Source organism: Dickeya sp. ws52 (assembly GCF_007210685.1).
GTDB lineage: Bacteria > Pseudomonadota > Gammaproteobacteria > Enterobacterales > Enterobacteriaceae > Dickeya > Dickeya chrysanthemi.
The window spans coordinates 223,861-241,099 of sequence record NZ_SZVX01000006.1 but is presented as its reverse complement, the minus strand read 5'-3'; the positions used below and the strand labels follow the sequence as shown (position 1 = coordinate 241,099).

The 17,239-nt window shown below is 59.5% G+C and carries 14 protein-coding genes and 1 pseudogene; 4 read left to right on the top strand and 11 right to left on the bottom strand.

The window, feature by feature from the left end; all coding sequences use genetic code 11:
* Positions 1-556 precede the first annotated feature (556 nt).
* From FDP13_RS08190 to FDP13_RS08180, 3 genes are all read left to right on the top strand, one after another.
* Positions 557-1,978, top strand: a complete 1,422-nt coding sequence (locus FDP13_RS08190; protein ID WP_143839181.1) for an MFS transporter — start codon at positions 557-559, stop codon at positions 1,976-1,978.
* 3 nt (positions 1,979-1,981) lie between these two features.
* Complete coding sequence (locus tag FDP13_RS08185) at positions 1,982-3,454, top strand: mannitol dehydrogenase family protein (RefSeq protein WP_143839180.1); 1,473 nt, start codon at positions 1,982-1,984, stop codon at positions 3,452-3,454.
* 137 nt (positions 3,455-3,591) lie between these two features.
* On the top strand, positions 3,592-4,278 hold the full coding sequence (locus FDP13_RS08180; protein ID WP_033576194.1) for a GntR family transcriptional regulator: 687 nt from the start codon (positions 3,592-3,594) through the stop codon (positions 4,276-4,278).
* A gap of 550 nt (positions 4,279-4,828) precedes the next feature.
* On the opposite strand, the gene hutU is transcribed toward FDP13_RS08180, so the two are convergent.
* The 4 genes and pseudogenes from hutU to FDP13_RS08160 all read right to left on the bottom strand — a co-directional run bounded on the left by hutU (position 4,829) and on the right by FDP13_RS08160 (position 9,364).
* On the bottom strand, positions 4,829-6,520 hold the full coding sequence (gene hutU, locus FDP13_RS08175; RefSeq protein ID WP_033576193.1) for a urocanate hydratase: 1,692 nt from the start codon (positions 6,518-6,520) through the stop codon (positions 4,829-4,831).
* A 13-nt stretch (positions 6,521-6,533) separates the two neighbouring features.
* Positions 6,534-8,090, bottom strand: coding sequence for a histidine ammonia-lyase (hutH, locus tag FDP13_RS08170; protein WP_143839179.1), 1,557 nt, complete (start codon positions 8,088-8,090; stop codon positions 6,534-6,536).
* A gap of 106 nt (positions 8,091-8,196) precedes the next feature.
* Positions 8,197-8,343, bottom strand: a pseudogene (locus FDP13_RS21780) (ABC transporter ATP-binding protein); the annotation flags it as partial.
* 256 nt (positions 8,344-8,599) lie between these two features.
* The gene (locus FDP13_RS08160; RefSeq protein ID WP_012769003.1) at positions 8,600-9,364 is read right to left on the bottom strand and encodes a YkgJ family cysteine cluster protein; all 765 of its coding nucleotides are present in this window, start codon (positions 9,362-9,364) and stop codon (positions 8,600-8,602) included.
* A 337-nt stretch (positions 9,365-9,701) separates the two neighbouring features.
* Here FDP13_RS08160 and hutC point away from each other — a divergent pair, with 337 nt between their 5' ends.
* Complete coding sequence (hutC, locus tag FDP13_RS08155; RefSeq protein WP_143839183.1) at positions 9,702-10,445, top strand: histidine utilization repressor; 744 nt, start codon at positions 9,702-9,704, stop codon at positions 10,443-10,445.
* On the opposite strand, the gene hutH (FDP13_RS08150) is transcribed toward hutC, so the two are convergent.
* The 7 genes from hutH (FDP13_RS08150) to FDP13_RS08120 form a co-directional block, all read right to left on the bottom strand.
* Complete coding sequence (gene hutH / locus FDP13_RS08150; RefSeq protein WP_143839178.1) at positions 10,428-11,999, bottom strand: histidine ammonia-lyase; 1,572 nt, start codon at positions 11,997-11,999, stop codon at positions 10,428-10,430. The two genes, hutC and hutH (FDP13_RS08150), sit on opposite strands and share 18 nt — an antisense overlap.
* 12 nt (positions 12,000-12,011) lie before the next feature.
* Positions 12,012-12,794, bottom strand: a complete 783-nt coding sequence (locus FDP13_RS08145) for an ABC transporter ATP-binding protein (RefSeq protein ID WP_143839177.1) — start codon at positions 12,792-12,794, stop codon at positions 12,012-12,014.
* Entirely contained in the window at positions 12,787-13,503 is a 717-nt protein-coding gene (locus tag FDP13_RS08140) for an ABC transporter permease (protein WP_143839176.1), read from the bottom strand. Before FDP13_RS08140 ends, FDP13_RS08145 begins: the two co-directional genes overlap by 8 nt.
* The gene (locus FDP13_RS08135) at positions 13,500-14,222 is read right to left on the bottom strand and encodes an ABC transporter permease (RefSeq protein ID WP_143839175.1); all 723 of its coding nucleotides are present in this window, start codon (positions 14,220-14,222) and stop codon (positions 13,500-13,502) included. The genes FDP13_RS08140 and FDP13_RS08135 overlap by 4 nt, the downstream gene beginning before the upstream one ends.
* 15 nt (positions 14,223-14,237) lie before the next feature.
* Positions 14,238-15,095 (bottom strand): transporter substrate-binding domain-containing protein, encoded by an 858-nt coding sequence (locus tag FDP13_RS08130; protein ID WP_143839174.1) that lies wholly within the window; start codon positions 15,093-15,095, stop codon positions 14,238-14,240.
* A 212-nt stretch (positions 15,096-15,307) separates the two neighbouring features.
* Complete coding sequence (locus FDP13_RS08125; RefSeq protein ID WP_143839173.1) at positions 15,308-15,856, bottom strand: HutD family protein; 549 nt, start codon at positions 15,854-15,856, stop codon at positions 15,308-15,310.
* On the bottom strand, positions 15,856-17,220 hold the full coding sequence (locus tag FDP13_RS08120; protein WP_143839172.1) for a formimidoylglutamate deiminase: 1,365 nt from the start codon (positions 17,218-17,220) through the stop codon (positions 15,856-15,858). The genes FDP13_RS08125 and FDP13_RS08120 overlap by 1 nt, the downstream gene beginning before the upstream one ends.
* Positions 17,221-17,239: the final 19 nt, after the last annotated feature.

The following is a 17,239-nucleotide window of genomic DNA, read 5'->3' as shown; positions in this document are numbered from 1 at the left end:
GCCGGGAGCAGATTTGAACGCTGCTTGCAGCGGCCCGAAGGGCGAGGCCCATTGATGGGCCGAGTCACGCAGCCAACACACCTGCAACTTGAAGTATGACGGGTATAAATCAGTGACCGGGGTAAAAGCAGAATACATCTGCAATCTGATATATGGCGGCCATATATAAAAAAGGAGAAGCGATAAAAAAGATTACCCAAAAATAACGCAAGCGCAGGATATTTTATTCACCTGCCGCCTGAACGATAACGGGTATATTTTTCTAACAATAAGAGCCTATCCCAGTAGGCGTTATTGGCGCAGCCAGTTTGGACTCGGACAGCGCGGAGAAACCGGAGCGTACACGGAGTACGTGAGGATTTCGAGCACTGCCCAGGGCCAAAATGGCAAGTGAAATAGCCCTAATGGGATAGGCTCTAAAAATCGTCACTACCGTTATTTATCACTGTACTTTCCGGATCGTTTAACCCGACCCGGAATGGTGTGTCGCGCACATAATCATAATTTTTCCATCGTTGTGCGACGCGTATCACCACTATTTAAAAAGAGTATAACCATGAATAAAGCACAAACGACGTCTGTATCCGGCAAGACCGAAAGAGATACCTCTGATTTGGTTAAAGCGGCGATCTCCGGATGGTTAGGCACCGCGCTGGAATTTATGGATTTTCAGTTGTATTCGCTAGGGGCCGCATTAGTTTTTCATGAAATCTTTTTCCCTGAACAATCGGCCGCCATGGCGTTAATTCTGGCGATGGGGACTTATGGTGCAGGTTATATCGCCCGTATTATCGGTGCCGTGGTGTTCGGCAGAATGGGCGATTCCATCGGCAGGAAAAAGGTGTTGTTTATTACCATCACGATGATGGGGATCTGTACCACACTGATTGGCGTCTTACCCACCTATGCGCAAATCGGCATTTTCGCGCCGCTGCTGCTGGTCACGTTGCGTATCGTGCAGGGGCTGGGCGCCGGCGCGGAAATTTCCGGTGCCGGAACCATGCTGGCGGAATATGCGCCCAGCGGGAAGCGCGGCATTATCTCTTCGCTGGTCGCCATGGGCACCAACTGCGGTACGCTGAGCGCCACCGGCATCTGGGCCGCCATGTTTTTCCTGCTCGACAGAGAGCAGTTGTTAGCCTGGGGCTGGCGTATTCCGTTCCTGGCCAGCGCCATTGTGATGGTTTTCGCCATCTGGCTGCGTATGAACCTGAAAGAAAGCCCGGTATTTGAACAGGTCAGCGACACCGCCGTCGATACAGCGAAAGCGAATCATCCTCGGGCAAGCCAGCACAAATCTCTGACGGAAATGTTCAGCAGTAAATCATTCTGGCTGGCGACCGGGTTGCGTTTTGGTCAGGCCGGTAATTCCGGATTGATTCAAACGTTTCTGGCCGGTTATCTGGTACAAAGTTTGTTATTTGAAAAACGTATTCCGACCGATGCACTCATGCTCAGTTCGATTATCGGTTTTATGACGATTCCGCTATTAGGCTGGTTGTCGGATAAATTCGGCCGTCGTCTGCCTTATATTATTCTGAATATTTCCGCCATCTTGCTGGCCTACCCGATGTTGTCGATTATCGTCAATAAAGAGATGGGGGTCAGCACGATTATTGCCGCCATTATCATTATTCATAATATTGCGGTACTGGGACTGTTCGCACTGGAAAATATCACCATCGCCGAGCTGTTCGGATCACGAAATCGCTTTACACAAATGGCCATCGCCAAAGAAGCCGGCGGTTTAATCGCCGTCGGGTTAGGCCCGGTATTGGCAGGTATTTTCTGTAATATGGCCGGTTCCTGGTGGCCGATTGTCGTGATGCTGGTGACCTATTCCTGCATTGGGCTCATTACCGCCCTGGCGATGCCGGAAGTCAAAGATCGTGATTTGAGCGTGCCGGAAGACGCCACCGATACTCAGGCTGCGCACCACGCGACGGCCTCATCACACCGCCAATACAAGGGGCTTTAAACCATGACATTATCCCATGCTGCGTTGCCCCATCTGCCCGATGCGGTCATCACCCCCGCCTACGACCGGGCGGCACTGAAAACCCGCATCGTTCATCTGGGGTTCGGCGCCTTCCATCGCGCTCATCAGGCGGTCTACGCCGATCGGCTGGCGGCGGAACACGCCGGCGACTGGGGGTATTGCGACATTAACCTGATCGGCGGCGAGCAACACATCGCCTATCTTCAGCGACAGGACCACCTGTTCAGCGTGGCGGAAATGTCGCCGCAGGCGTGGCACTGCCGGGTGGTGGGCGTGGTCCGGCAAGCATTGCACGCCGAAACCGACGGCATCGAGGCAGTACTGGCCGCCATGAGCCAGCCAGACATCGCCATCGTGTCGCTGACCGTAACGGAAAAAGGCTACTGCCACTCGCCCGCGACCGGCCAGTTGCTGCTGGATCACCCGTTGATTACCGCCGATCTCGCGCATCCGTCTGCGCCTCGCTCTGCGCCGGGCGTTATCGTGGCGGCGCTGGCGCGTCGCAAAGCCGCCGGGTTGCCGGCGTTCAGCGTGATGTCGTGCGATAACATGCCGGAAAACGGCCGCGTCACCCGTAACGTCGTGCTGGCTTACGCCCGCGCATTCGACCCGGAACTGGCGGCCTGGATAGATCAACACGCCACCTTTCCGTCCACCATGGTGGACCGCATTGTCCCGGCGGTCACCGCCGAGACGCTAAGCCAGCTTGCCGGGCAACTCGGTGTGGACGATCCGGTCGGCGTAGCCTGCGAGCCGTTTGCACAGTGGGTTATTGAAGACCACTTCGTCAATGGCCGCCCGGCCTGGGAAAAGGTAGGCGCGGAGCTGGTGCAGGATGTGTTGCCTTACGAAGAAATGAAACTGCGTATGCTCAACGGTAGCCACTCGTTTCTGGCGTATCTGGGCTATCTGGCCGGCTATGCCCATATCAGCGACTGTATGCAAGACCCGGCGTTGGTGGCCGCCGCCCGGCATCTGATGCTGCAAGAGCAGGCGCCGACGCTGCATACCCAAGGGGTCGACCTGGTCGCCTACGCCGACGCGCTATTACAACGCTACCGTAATACCGCGCTCAAACACCGCACCTGGCAAATCGCCATGGACGGTTCGCAAAAGCTGCCGCAACGTATGCTGGATTCCATACGCTGGCATCTGGCGCACGACAGCCGATTCGACATGCTGGCGCTGGGCGTCGCCGGTTGGATGCGCTATGTCGGCGGGGTGGATGAACAGGGACAACCGATCGACATCAGCGATCCGCTGAAAGACGCGCTGGCGCTGGCCGTCCAACACAGTGAACAGGGGGAAGCCCGTGTGCGGGCGCTGCTGGCGCAGGAGACCATTTTTGGCCGCGACCTGCCCACCGACAACCGCTTTGTCCAAACGGTGACCCGCTACTATCTGTCGCTGGTCAATCATGGCGTTAAAACCACGGTACAAGCGCTGACGCAATAACCCGCCCGACACGCACAGGCAGGCCCCTCGCCCCGCCTGTGCGGTATCGACCCGCCGGGAAAATGACGCCCCTTATGGATAAGGCGTCGGCTAACCATGTATCATGACGACAAATGGCTTAAATACCCCACGGATGCATGGATAACTACTCTCAAATCAACAGTAACGAACCGGTTAATCAGCAGATCTACCGCGTGTTGCGTAAAGACATCGTGGAATGCACGATCCCGCCCGGCAAACTCCTGTCTGAAAAAGAAATTTCAATGCGCTTTTCCGTCTCCCGCCAGCCGGTACGGGAAGCGTTCATCAAACTGGCAGAAGCCGGGCTGGTACAGATTCTGCCGCAACGCGGCACGTTCGTGATGAAGATTTCCGAGCAGCGCGTGGCCGACGCCCGCTTTATTCGTCAGGCGCTGGAATGCGCTATCGTGCGCCGGGCGGCCGACTACATTACCGATGAACAGTTGCTGATGCTGGAGCACAATCTGCGCCGTCAAGAGTTGGCGGCGCAAAACGAGCAAATACGCGAATTTCTCAGTCTGGACGATGATTTCCATCAGTTGCTGACGCAGATAGCCAAATGCCCGCTGGCCTGGGAAACCATCGAATCCATCAAAGCCACGATGGACAGGGTGCGTTTCCTGAGCCTCAGCCAGGTGTCGCCGCCGGCCAGCCTGATTGAGCAGCACTATGTGATTTTCAATGGATTAAAAGCCCGTGATGCGGATGCGGTAGAAAAAGCGATGAGCGGGCATCTGCAGGAAATGATTCACTCCATTACCCCTATCGCCGAGCAGAACCGGGAGTGGTTTGAGCTGCCCTAAGCCGGTGACGCCCCAAACTGCGCCGATATTGATTCGATCGTTTTTCGCCGTCCCAGCCTGTCTCGCTGAATGACGGCTTAGGCCGCCAGGCGGCCTAAGCCACGCTAAGAGCCTATCTCAATAGGCTCTTAGGCTGTTGACAAACAGCCGGGTTGTCTTGTGAACGGTGAAGTCTGCCTATTCAGTAAATGGTTTCGTGCGGGATAAACGGTGTGGTTCCTCTGCTATTTCATCGCACGCACGACAAGGAGAGGTGCAAGCGCCACCTCTCCTTGACCACTGGCTGGTGGCTAAATTATGAACCCTGACGGGTTCACCCTTGCGGGCCAGCGTAAACGCTGTTCCATTTTGCGTTGCAAAATGGTGCGGCGCTACGCGCTACCTTCGGCGTTCGACTTCGCTGTTCGGGCCGCCCGTCCATGCGGCTCACCCGGCGAAGTCGCCCACCTCAGCACAGTTTTTGACGCCGGAAAGATGCTTCATCCTGTACTTAATGCGTTTGTCAGCAGTCTGAAACACTATCTCAATAGGCTCTTAGCGCCGGCGTGTTCTATTTCACCATCGGCAAATTCAACCGATGCTCTGCCGCACAGGCGGTGGCAACCTCGTAACCGGCGTCGGCGTGGCGCATCACGCCGGTGGCCGGGTCGTTCCACAGCACCCGCGCCAGCCGGGCGTCGGCCTGTTCGCTGCCGTCGCAGACGATCACCATCCCGGCATGTTGGGAAAAGCCCATGCCGACGCCGCCGCCGTGGTGCAAACTCACCCAGGTCGCACCGCCCGCCGTATTCAGCAGCGCGTTGAGCAACGGCCAGTCGGATACCGCGTCCGAGCCGTCCTGCATCGCTTCCGTTTCCCGGTTAGGCGATGCCACCGAACCGCAATCCAGATGGTCGCGGCCGATAACGATCGGCGCTTTCAGCTCACCGTTACGCACCATCTCGTTGAACGCCAGCCCGGCCAGATGCCGTTCTCCCAGCCCCAGCCAGCAGATGCGCGACGGCAACCCCTGAAAGGCGATGCGCTCGCGCGCCATGTCCAGCCAGCGGTGCAGGTGATGATTATCCGGAAACAGTGCTTTCAGTTTGGCGTCGGTTTTGTAGATATCTTCCGGGTCGCCGGACAGCGCCACCCAACGGAACGGCCCTTTGCCTTCGCAAAACAGCGGGCGGATATAGGCCGGGACGAAGCCGGGAAAATCAAAGGCGTTACGTACACCTTCATCAAACGCACGCTGGCGGATATTGTTGCCGTAATCCACGGTGGGCACGCCCATGTGGCAAAAATCCAGCATCGCCTGCACATGCACCGCCATTGAGGCGCAGGCGGCTTTCATTACCGCCTCTGGGTTGCTGATTCGCTCCTGCTGCCAGCGCGCCACGCTCCAGCCGGCCGGCAGGTAGCCGTTGAGCGGGTCATGAGCGGAGGTCTGGTCGGTGACGATATCCGGTTTCATGCCGCCCGCTTTGGCGCGTTTCACCAGTTCCGGCAGCACCTCGGCGGCGTTGCCGAGCAGGCCGACGGAAACGGCTTTCTTTTGCGCGCAGGCATCGGCGATGATCGCCAGCGCCTCGTCGAGATTGCCGGCTTTATAGTCGAGATAACGGGTACGTAACCGAAAATCGATTCGGGATTCCTGACACTCCACCGCCAGCACGCTGGCACCGGCCAGCACACCGGCCAGCGGTTGAGCGCCGCCCATGCCGCCAAGACCGGCGGTGAGGATCCATTTGCCGCTCAGATCGCCGTGATAATGCTGACGGCCGGCTTCGGCGAAGGTTTCATAAGTCCCCTGCACGATGCCCTGCGCGCCAATATAAATCCACGATCCGGCGGTCATCTGGCCGTACATCATCAGCCCGGCTTTATCCAGCTCATGGAAGTGTTCCCAGGTGGCCCAATGCGGCACCAGATTGGAGTTGGCAATCAATACGCGCGGGGCGTCGCCGTGGGTGCGAAACACCCCGACCGGTTTGCCCGATTGCACCAGCAGCGTTTCATCCGCTTTCAACTGGCGCAGGCTGGCAAGGATCGCGTCGAAGCACGCCCAGTTGCGGGCGGCTTTGCCGATGCCGCCATACACCACCAGATCCTCCGGACGCTCGGCCACATCCGGGTCGAGGTTGTTCTGGATCATGCGGTAGGCGGCTTCGATCAGCCAGTTTTCACAATGCAGTTCGGTGCCGTGTGGCGCGCGAACGATACGGGCAACAGCTGACGTCGTTGAAGATGTGGTGGTCATGGCAGATTCCTTATCAAACAGAAGCCGGTTCAGCGGCATAACTGGGTAACAATGCGGTGATGACGGACGGCCAGCGCTCACGGCCGGCCCACCGGCGCATCACGTCAATATCGGTGGCCATCAGGCGGTCGTGGTCCAGAAAAGCCACCTGTTCACGCACCTGCGCCAGTTCGCGCTCCAGCAACGGCGAGCTTTTCAGTGGGCGATGGAAGTCGATACCCTGCGCGGCGGCCATCGCTTCAATCCCCACCACGGCGGCGGTGTTAAAGCACATGCTGCCGAGCCGGCGGGCGGCGTAGGTCGCCATCGATACATGATCTTCCTGATTGGCGGAGGTCGGCAGGCTGTCCACGCTGCCGGGATGGGCCAGCGACTTGTTTTCCGACGCCAGCGCGGCGGCGGTGACCTGGGCAATCATAAAACCGGAGTTGACGCCGCCGTCGGTAACCAGAAACGGCGGTAGCCCGGACAGCGTGCTGTCGAGCAGCAGCGCCATGCGCCGTTCGGCAATCGCGCCGATTTCCGCCACCGCCAGTGCGATGATGTCGGCGGCGAACGCCACCGGCTCAGCGTGGAAATTGCCGCCGGAGATCACCTCGTCGGTTTCCGGGAACACCAGCGGATTATCCGACGCGGCGTTGGCTTCGATGCCCAGCACGCGGGCGGCGTGCTGCAAATTATCCAGACACGCGCCCATCACCTGCGGCACGCAACGAATCGAGTACGGGTCCTGCACCCGGCCACAGTGGGCGTGTGACTGTAAAATCTCGCTGTCCGCCAGCAAGGCGCTGACCGCCGCCGCTACCGCCATCTGCCCATGCTGGCCGCGCGCCTGATGGATGCGGGCATCGAACGGCTTCACCGAGCCTTTGACCGCCTCCAGCGACAACGCGCCGGCCACCAATCCGGCGGCAAACACGTTTTCGGCCTCGAACAACCCGCGCAGCGCCAGCGCGGTGGAGACCTGCGTGCCGTTGAGCAACGCCAGCCCCTCTTTCGGCCCCAGCACCAGCGGTTCAACGCTCGCCCGCGCCAGCCCGTCGGCCGCCGGGATAAGCTCACCATCGACCCGCGCCAGCCCTTCGCCCAACAGCAGCAGCGATAAATGCGCCAGCGGCGCCAGATCACCGCTGGCGCCCACCGATCCTTTCTCCGGGATACAAGGCATCACGCCGGCGTTGAACAGCGCCAGCAGCGTGTCGATGACCTGCAACCTCACCCCGGAGTGGCCGCGCGCCAGACTGATCACCTTGGTCGCCATCACCAGACGCACCACATCATCCGGCAGCAGATCGCCGATGCCGACGCTGTGAGACAGCACCAGATTACGCTGTAGCTCCGCCAGCCGGTCGGCCGGAATGCGGGTCTGGGCCAGCTTGCCGAAACCGGTGTTGATGCCATAGACCACCCGGTCCTGACGCACAATGCGCTGCACCGTTTCCTGCGCCGCCGCCACCGCCGCGCGCGCCTGTTCCGCCAGCGTCAGAGCGACGTTTCCCCGATAAATAGCACGCAGCGTGGCGAGATCCACTGCGCCGGGCGTCAGGCAATAGCTTCGGGTTTGTGACATATATCTAATCCTGTATAGACAAGTAAGACTAAAAAAATCCGGCTGCCCTCATTTTCCATTATCCAGCCGGTACGCATGTCTCATGCTGCATCCCAAGGTACGCCGTTCAATGCACCGGCGCCTGTCGGGCTTCACTGCGAATCTCTTCCGTCACCTGCGCTTTCTGCGCCATAAATTCCGGCGAGGTGTTAAGGGTATAGTCTGTTGGTCAGGGAAAATCCACCGCCACTGCGGTTTTCATCCGCTCCGACCGGCACCAACCATCGCGTCATCAATGCTGTCGGCGGTTGCCGCGAACCAACCATCAAGAGACTGCAAGTGTATAATCTTGTCTATACAAGCAAGAGCCATGCCAGCACCGCGATGTGAACCCACTGACGGGAAAACAGCGGAAGTATGCGGAGGGAACGGATGTCATCCCCGAAAAAGAAACGGCAGAGCGCCCTATAATGGTGCGTTCTGCCCTGTTTTCAGCCATACAAACGGCAGCGCCGCCGTTTACCATGCCGTCAGGCGGCATTCAAACCGATAAAACCATAATACTGAGACGGCCCGGTTACCACCTCGGCGCCGGCCTGTTTCACTGTTTCCAGCACATCCTCGCCGGAAACGTGGAACTGCCATGCCCGGCTGAGCGACGCTTCGGTATGTTCTTCGGCGCTGAATTGCCCGGCCAGTTCCAGCGCCGACATAAAGGCCGTCATGTCCGGCAGATAGGCAGTAAAACCATCACCTTTCAGCGCGCTGGTGGCGATCCCCAGCCAGTTGCAAATCGATGCTTTAAAGTAGATATCCTCGCGGTCCGCCTGCCGGGAACGCTCAATCAGCGCCTGTGTTTCGGCATCAACCAGCCGGTCCGACACAATCAGCGCCGCACCCTGCTGCCAGGCTTCCGGCGGACAATCTTTGTTGATCTGTCGTAGCGGAATATGCGGGTTGATCTCCATCGGGTAAATGCGGCACACCAGCGGACGCCGCTCATAGATCCGGCAACGCATATCGTCATCCAGATGTCGGCAGGTAGCCGGATTGTAAGCCGCAAAGATAATCGAGATGAACGCCCGGGTATCACCACTGATCACATCGCAGGAACGCGACTGCGCATGTTGCCGCTGCTCGGGCGGAATACCCATACCGTTGTGCAAAAAACCCTCCGCCAGCACGATGATTTGGCCACCGTCCTGCGCCCACTCTTTTGCTTCAGCCAGGGTCAGGGGGACATGGTGACCCGTGCAGCATTTGCCGCACCCTACACAGGAAAATGCTGTATCCATTGCTTATCAACTCTTATTTAAACGACACGCACAAAGCAGAAATAAAACGACTCTGACCCTCAACTCACGACATCACCTTCAGCGCTTTGTCTGAATTACGTATGGATGATCAAGGTTTGGTAAAGATAACGTTGTGATAACGTTAAGTGGCGATATTTTGATAAATTTACAAACCAACGTCTACCAGACTGTCGTGGATCGCTGATCAACCGGATGAATTCGTATGGTCATGAGGAAGTCCGGCCATGAGCCACGCGTGTCGGCATCACAGTTGTCTATACAGGACTGGTCGTTGTTCGCTACACTGCGCTCATCTGTTGCCTTTGAGGATAATGCCTTGACCGACCTGCAAACCGCTTCCCAACTCGCTGCCGCGATGAGCGATACCCCTGCGCCAATCTACCAGCGGGTCAAACAGGCCATTATCAGCCAGATTCGCAGCGGCGCCTGGCAACCGCATCAGCGAGTGCCGTCGGAAAGCGAGCTGGTCAACGAACTGGGCGTCAGCCGGATGACCATCAACCGGGCGTTGCGGGAGCTGACCAGCGAAGGGTTTCTGGTACGGATGCAGGGTGTAGGAACTTTTGTAGCGGAACAGAAAGCGCATACCGCCATGCTGGAAGTGCACAACATCGCCGATGAAATCGCCGCGCGTGGTCATCGCCACGGCAGCCGGGTGCTGGTGCTGGAAACCCTCAGCGCCGATGCCGATCAAGCCGCGCAACTGGACATCGCCCCCGGCCAACCCCTGTTCCATTCGCAAATCGTGCATTATGAGAACGACGTGCCGGTACAATTGGAAATTCGTTACGTCAACCCGCAGGTGGCGCCGGACTACCTGCAGCAGGATTTTACCCTTGATACGCCGCACAGCTACCTGAGCCGCGTCGCGCCGCTGACCGCCGGCGAGCACCGGGTGGAAGCGGTCGCCGCCGAACCGCACCAGCGCAACCTGCTGGCGCTGGGCGAACAGGAACCCTGCCTGTTGATTCGCCGCCGCACCTGGCACGGCTCGCGGGTCGTCACCGCCGCGCGTCTGTTTTACCCCGGCTCCCGTTATCAGCTATTCGGGCGTTTCTGATGGATGCATTCCCCTTTGCCCGTTCGGACAAGGGGGACGCGGTTTCCTCACCTCGTCTTGCCACGAGAAATCCTGGCTGCGCAGCACCTGTACCGCACGGGCGATATCCGGCGCCAGCCAGCGATCCTCCTGCCAGACGTCAACCTGTTGACGCAACCGTTGCCAGGCCAGCCGTGTTCCCGCACCCGCGTTATCCGGGCCAAGAAACTCCAGCGCCTGTGCCGCCAGCAGATATTCGATAGCCAGCACTTGCCAGACGTTCTCAGTCAGCTTCAGCAACTTGAGCGCCGCCGGCGTCCCCATGCTCAAGTGATCTTCCTGCAAGCCGGAGGTGACAAAATTATCCACCACCGCGGGCTGCGCCAGTTGGCGGTTCTCGCCGCACAGCGAGGCGGCCACATATTGGGCGATCATCATGCCGGAGTTCACCCCCGGCTGGGCGACCAGAAACGGCGGCAACCCGCTCACCAGCGGATTGATCAGCCGATCCAGCCGCCGTTCCGCCACGCCCGCCAGTTCGCATAACGCCAGCGCCAGGCTGTCTGCCGCCAGCGCCACCGCTTCGCCGTGCGGGTTCGCCTGCGAGACGACCCGCCACTGTTCCGGCGTACCCAGCACCAATGGGTTATCGGTGGCGGCATTCAGCTCCATCTCAATGCGTTGCGCCGACGAGGCAAACTGATCACGGCAGGCACCGTGAATTTGCGGAATGGAACGCAGGCTCAGTGCGTCCTGTGTCCGGATGCCTTCGCTCTGGGCAATAATCCGGCTCCCTGCTAATAGAGCACGCAGGCGCTGCCCGACCTGCTGAATCCCCGCGCTCGGTTTCAGCGCCAGCACCTCGGCGTCAAACGCCACCACCTGCCCGCGCAGCGCCTCAAAACTCATCGCGCCGGTCACATCGGCCCAGTCCAGTTGCCGCGCGGCATCATCCAACGCCAGACAGGCCAGCCCGGTCATGCACGGCGTGCCATTGACCAGCGACAGCCCGTCTTTCGCCCCCAGCGTCACGGGTGCCATACCAATACGTTGCAACGCCTGCGAAGCCGGCAATACCTGACCTTGCCATTCCACTTCGCCGACGCCGATCAACGCCAGCCCGATGTGTGCCATATGAGTGAGATACCCCACCGAGCCTTGCGACGGCACGCACGGCGTGACGCCCTGATTCAACAGCGTCAGCAACGCCTGCACGATATCCGGTTGAATCCCGGATTTGCCGTGACTGTAATTGGCGATCGCCGCGCACAGAATGGCGCGGGTCTGTTCGGCAGGCAGCCGCGGCCCCACGCCGCAAGCGTGACTGAGCAAGGTATTGCGCGACAATCGCGCCAGATCCGCCACCGGCAAGGTCACATTGCATAACGCGCCCAGCCCGGTATTGACGCCATAGGCCAGTGTTTCGCTGTCGACAATCTGCTCGACGATACGCCGCGATTGATTCATACGCTGCCAGGCCGCCTCACTCAGGCTAAGAGGTGCCCCGTAGCGAGCCACCTGCACCAGTTCACGCCATGTCAGCGGCGCATCCCCCCAGCACACTTCGGTGTTCATAGCATTGCCTTCCTATACCGTCTGGTGACCGGCGATAAATTGCTGAAAACGCGGCGAACTTTCGCCGCCGAACATCGCATCGGGCGCGCCTTCGCAGTCGATCCGCCCCTGATGCATGAACACCACCCGGCTGGAGACGTGGCGGGCAAACCCCATTTCATGGGTCACCACCAACATGGTACGCCCCTCTTCGGCCAGCCCGCGCATCACTTTCAGCACCTCACCGACCAATTCCGGGTCCAGCGCCGAGGTCGGTTCATCAAACAACATCACTTCAGGCTCCATCGATAATGCCCTGGCAATCGCTACTCGCTGCTGTTGGCCGCCGGAAAGCTGCGCCGGATAAAAGTGCCGCCGCTCGTACAGCCCGACTTTCGCCAGCAACGCCTCAGCCTGTTCGACACAGTCGGCACGCGAGCGCCCGAGAATATGCAACGGCCCTTCGATGACGTTTTGCAGCACCGTCATATGGCTCCACAGATTGAAATTCTGGAATACCATGCCCAACCGGGTACGCAGCCGCTCCACCTGACGACGGTCAGCCGCGACCTGATGGCCGAGTTTGTGACGCCTCATCAGGATCATTTCACCGCTGACGGCGACGGTGCCGTCATCCGGCGTTTCCAGCAGGTTGATGCAACGCAAAAAGGTGCTTTTGCCCGACCCGCTGGCACCCAGTAGCGAAATCACCTCGCCTTTGCGCGCATCCAGCGAGATGCCTTTGAGCACCTCAAGCGTGCCGAATGATTTACGGATATCGATCATCGATAAGGTTATGGGGGCGGTTTTATTCATGCTCTCTCCCAAAAGACGTCGGCACAGCAGCCAGATTGGGCGACAAGGCGCGCTCCAGCCAGGCAAATACCCTGACAATAATGAAGTTCAGCAGCAGGTAAATCAGCGCGGCACAGACAAACACCTCCAGCGTGCGATACGTGCGCTGGATTATCTGTTGCGCCACGCCGGTGACATCCCACACCGTGACCAGACTGGCCAGTGCGGTGGATTTGATCAGCAAAATCGCCTCGGTCGACCAGGCCGGCAGCGCGTGACGCAGCGCGATTGGCGCAATGATGCGGCGCAGCAGCAGCCAGCGCGACATACCGCACGCCAGTCCGGCTTCAATCTGCCCGGCGGGAATGGATAACAGCGCGCCGCGTAGAATTTCCGCGGTATAACCGGCGGTGCACAACGCCAGCGCCAGTACCGCGCAACTGAACGGATCGCGCAGCACCGGCCAGAACAGGCTGTCGCGCACCACGCTGAACTGCCCCAGTCCGTAATAGACCAGAAATAGCTGAATCAGCAACGGCGTACCGCGAAAGACCAGCATATACAGACGGGCAAACCAGCTCAGCGGCCAGACGGCGCTCACCCGCATCGCCACCAGCAGCACCGAAAGCACCACCCCGACGGCGAACGAGGAAAAAAATAACCCCAGCGTCACCGGCAGCGCCGACAGTAACCGCAGGAACGTTTGGGTCAGAAAGGCCATATCGATCATGACGGCTCCTGTAGCGTTTTACGGTGATAAGGCCGGGACAAAAACCGTTCCAGCCGGGCAAACGCGGTATTGGAAAACACGGTCAGCACCAGATAGAGCGCCGCACCGGCCAGATAGAACAGAAAATAGTCGCGGGTCGAGCCGGCGGCCATCTGGCTGGCGCGCATCAGTTCGATAATGCCGGTGACCGACACCAGCGCCGAATCCTTCAGGCTCATTTGCCAGACGTTGGACAAACCCGGCAAGGCAAAACGCATCACCTGCGGCAACAAGATTCGTACCCCGATGCGCCAGCGCGGCATCCCCATCGCGCGAGCGGCTTCCAGCTCACCGTGATTCACCGCCAGACGCGCCGCGCGGTACACCTCGCCCTGATACGACGCCGAAATCAGGCCAATCGCCAGCGCGCCGATCAGAAAAGGCGGCAGTTCGATAAACCCGTCGGCCCCGAACCAGCGGCCGACCTGCGTCAGCACGCCGGAACCGCCAAAATAAAACAGATCGATGATCAGCAGTTCCGGGATGCCGCGAAACACGATGGAATAGGTTTCCCCGGCCACGCGCCAGAGCCGGCGCGTGGACAGTTTGGCCGCGGCAACCGCCGCGCCGACCAGCGCGCCGACCAGCAACGCCACCGTCGTCAGACACAACGTGGTCAGCGCCGCCATCGCCAGCAGGCCGCCCCACCCCTGATCACTGAAACCTAACAGGGTCAGCATACCGTTTCCTCAATCTCAGGGGGTGACGTCCGTTTTGAACCACTTCTCACTGAGCGTTTTCACCGTTCCGTCGGCCAGCGCCGTTTTAATCGCCGCATCGAATTTTGCCTTCAGTTCCGGGTCGCTTTTACGAAAGCCCAGCGCTTCGCCCTCTCCCCAGATAGGCCCGGCCAGTTGCGGGCCGCCTAACGTCAGGTTGCTGTTTTCCGGTTTGCTGAGGATGGAGGTGGCGAAGGTAACATCGTCAAACACCGCATCGATACGCCCTGCCTGCAAATCCAGAATCGCATCAGCGGACGCGGTGTATTCACGCACGGTGGCGACATCCCGAAAGTAGGTGTCGATAAAAGGCGTATAGACAGTGCCGGAAGCGATGCCGATGGTTTTGCCCTGCAATGCGCCGCGCAGGCCGGCTACCGCCGGTTTAATCTGGGCGGGATCATTCGCCAGTTTAATCATCGCCTTGTCGGCTTCGACCGGCAGCGCCAGCTTGCCCTTGACGGTAATAAAGCTGGCCGGGGTAGACGCATAAGGCAGGGAGAAATCCACCACCTGTTTGCGCTCCGGGGTAATCACGATGGCGTCCATCATCACGTCGAACTTACCGGCCTGCAGACCAGCCATCATGCCGTCCCAGTTTTGCACCACCAGCTTGCACTGGATGTTCATCCGCTGGCACAGGATGGTCATCAGTTCCGGCTCAAACCCACCCAGCTTGCCGCCCGGCAAGGTCAGGTTCCAGGGTTCGTAGCTGCCTTCCGTCGCGATAGTCACCGACTTCCACTCTTTAGCCTGGGCCCCTGCGCAGAATGCCGCCGCCGCGCTCACAACACATACCGCCATCACCGATTGAAAAAATCTGCTCTTCTTCATGCCTACCCCCTGATGTCCAAGCGTCAAAGTCATTACATGTATATACAACACCAAATAATCAGCAAAATTCAGGCCATGATTTCAACCACCGGCCAAATCAGGCCCAGTGGCGGTCATCTGGGCATCGCGACGTGTCAGAAAAGCGTATTCGGGGGCACACCGCACAACCGCGGTGCACAATGATCGTGCATCACAACGATGCACAGAGCAGATTATCGTGCGTGAATCGTGGCCAGGAGCAAAACAGAGGTGTCGTCATCAGGCGTCCAACGTACGTCAGAAGATCGCCACCAGCCGCCCTCCCCGCAAGACACGCGGTGTGTATCGGCGCGCCAGTGCCCTGCCAGCACATAAGCCACGCCGTCCGTATCCGGCGCCTGCACCGTTACCCCCTTGATCACCGAGACTTCCGCCCGGCAGCGGCGGCGATCGACCATAATATTGAAGTCCAGGCTGACGCCGCCGCACAGCCGCGCCACGATCGCCTGCTCGCCGGCGAAGGCGAACGGCTGGTACAACGTCAGCCGGTGTTGCCAGTCTTCGCCGCACAGATCCACTCCCTCGCCTGACAACAGAGTGATCACCCGGTCTACGCCGGGAAAACAGGAAAAATCGCCGTCGCGTTCGATGGTGGCGATACTGGCGCGCCAGGCAAAATCGCTGCCGGGTTCGTCCGACGCTATCCGGCAGATTTCCCGGGTTTCACCGCCGCCGTTTTTCCAGCGGCTGACCGGCAAGGTATCCAGACTGAAGGTTTGCATCACAACACCGCCTGCAATGTTTTCATGACGTCGATAAACCGGGCGTCGGTCTCTTCATCCAACGCGTGCCGCCCGTCTTCGATCACCGGTTTACCCGCCACCCACACTTCGCGGATCTGCTGACTCCCGCCGGCAAACAGCCAGCGGTTGAGCAGGCTGTCGTCGGCCACCGCGCTTAGCAGAGCGTCTTCGCGCAGCACCAGCCAGTCGGCGCGCCAGCCTGCGCTCAGTTCGCCGACCGGCACCCGGCAGGCCTGAGCGCCGCCCTGCAACGCCTGAGCATATAACAGGCTGCCGACCGCCGGTTGCTGCGCCGTCGCCACCCGGTTACGACGGCGATCACGCAGGCGCTGACCGTATTCCAGCCAGCGCAGTTCCTCCACCACATTCAGCGACACATGGCTGTCGGAACCGATGCCCCAGCGCCCGCCCCGCGCCACGTAACGATCGAGCGGGAAAATACCGTCGCCAAGATTGGCTTCGGTGGTCGGGCATAATCCGGCCACTGCCAGGCTGTCGGCCAGACGATTCAGTTCCTGCTCATCCAGTTGGGTAGCGTGCACCAGGCACCAACGGGCATCCACCGCAAACCGGTTGAACAACCACTGTACCGGGCGTTCACCGCTCCAGTTCAGGCAGTCATCCACCTCTTTTTGCTGTTCAGCGATATGGATATGCACCGGCAGGCTGCTGTCGGCGGCTTCCAGCACATCTTCCATCTGATTTTGGCTGACCGCGCGCAGCGAATGGAAACACAACCCGTGATTGAGCAACGGATAAGGTTGAATCAGCGTCGCCAGCGTTTCCTGTTGACGCAGGTAATGATCCACATTCTGAATAAAGCGCGCCTGCCCCGGTTGCGGCGGCTGTGCGCCGAAGCCGCTGTAGCTGTAGAGCACCGGCAACATGGTTTGGCCGATACCGACTTGCTGCGCCGCCGCCAGCAGATGACGCAGCATGTCATGCTGGCGGTACGGTTTGCCGTGCGGATCGTGGTGCAAATAATGAAACTCCGCCACCTGGCTGTAGCCGCCCTTAAGCATGTCGATATACAGCCGGGTGGCAATCACGCCGACCTGCTCCGGCGTCAGGTTTGACACCATGCGATACATCAGATCACGCCAGGTCCAGAAGCTATCCTGCGGATGACCGGCTACCTCCGCCAGCCCGGCCATCGCACGCTGAAAAGCGTGCGAATGCAGGTTAACCATCGTCGGCAGCACAATGCCGGTGAGCCGCTGCGCGCCTGCCGATGCGGCATCCGGCGTGACGGATTGCAGATACCCCAATTCATCCACTTCCAGACGCACATTGCGCGCCATTCCCTGCGGCAGTAACGCTCGCTCGGCAAAATAAACGGACATAGCGAAATCCTGTCGGTGA

Coding starts and splice junctions, on each gene's coding strand:
- FDP13_RS08160 (WP_012769003.1), bottom strand. CDS start 9,364: ATGGATACAGCATTTTCCTGTGTAGGGTGCGGCAAATGCTGCACGGGT.
- FDP13_RS08180 (WP_033576194.1), top strand. CDS start 3,592: ATGGATAACTACTCTCAAATCAACAGTAACGAACCGGTTAATCAGCAG.
- FDP13_RS08190 (WP_143839181.1), top strand. CDS start 557: ATGAATAAAGCACAAACGACGTCTGTATCCGGCAAGACCGAAAGAGAT.
- FDP13_RS08120 (WP_143839172.1), bottom strand. CDS start 17,220: ATGTCCGTTTATTTTGCCGAGCGAGCGTTACTGCCGCAGGGAATGGCG.
- hutU (WP_033576193.1), bottom strand. CDS start 6,520: ATGACCACCACATCTTCAACGACGTCAGCTGTTGCCCGTATCGTTCGC.
- FDP13_RS08185 (WP_143839180.1), top strand. CDS start 1,982: ATGACATTATCCCATGCTGCGTTGCCCCATCTGCCCGATGCGGTCATC.
- FDP13_RS08125 (WP_143839173.1), bottom strand. CDS start 15,856: ATGCAAACCTTCAGTCTGGATACCTTGCCGGTCAGCCGCTGGAAAAAC.
- FDP13_RS08135 (WP_143839175.1), bottom strand. CDS start 14,222: ATGCTGACCCTGTTAGGTTTCAGTGATCAGGGGTGGGGCGGCCTGCTG.
- FDP13_RS08140 (WP_143839176.1), bottom strand. CDS start 13,503: ATGATCGATATGGCCTTTCTGACCCAAACGTTCCTGCGGTTACTGTCG.
- FDP13_RS08130 (WP_143839174.1), bottom strand. CDS start 15,095: ATGAAGAAGAGCAGATTTTTTCAATCGGTGATGGCGGTATGTGTTGTG.
- FDP13_RS08145 (WP_143839177.1), bottom strand. CDS start 12,794: ATGAATAAAACCGCCCCCATAACCTTATCGATGATCGATATCCGTAAA.
- hutH (WP_143839178.1), bottom strand. CDS start 11,999: ATGAACACCGAAGTGTGCTGGGGGGATGCGCCGCTGACATGGCGTGAA.
- hutH (WP_143839179.1), bottom strand. CDS start 8,090: ATGTCACAAACCCGAAGCTATTGCCTGACGCCCGGCGCAGTGGATCTC.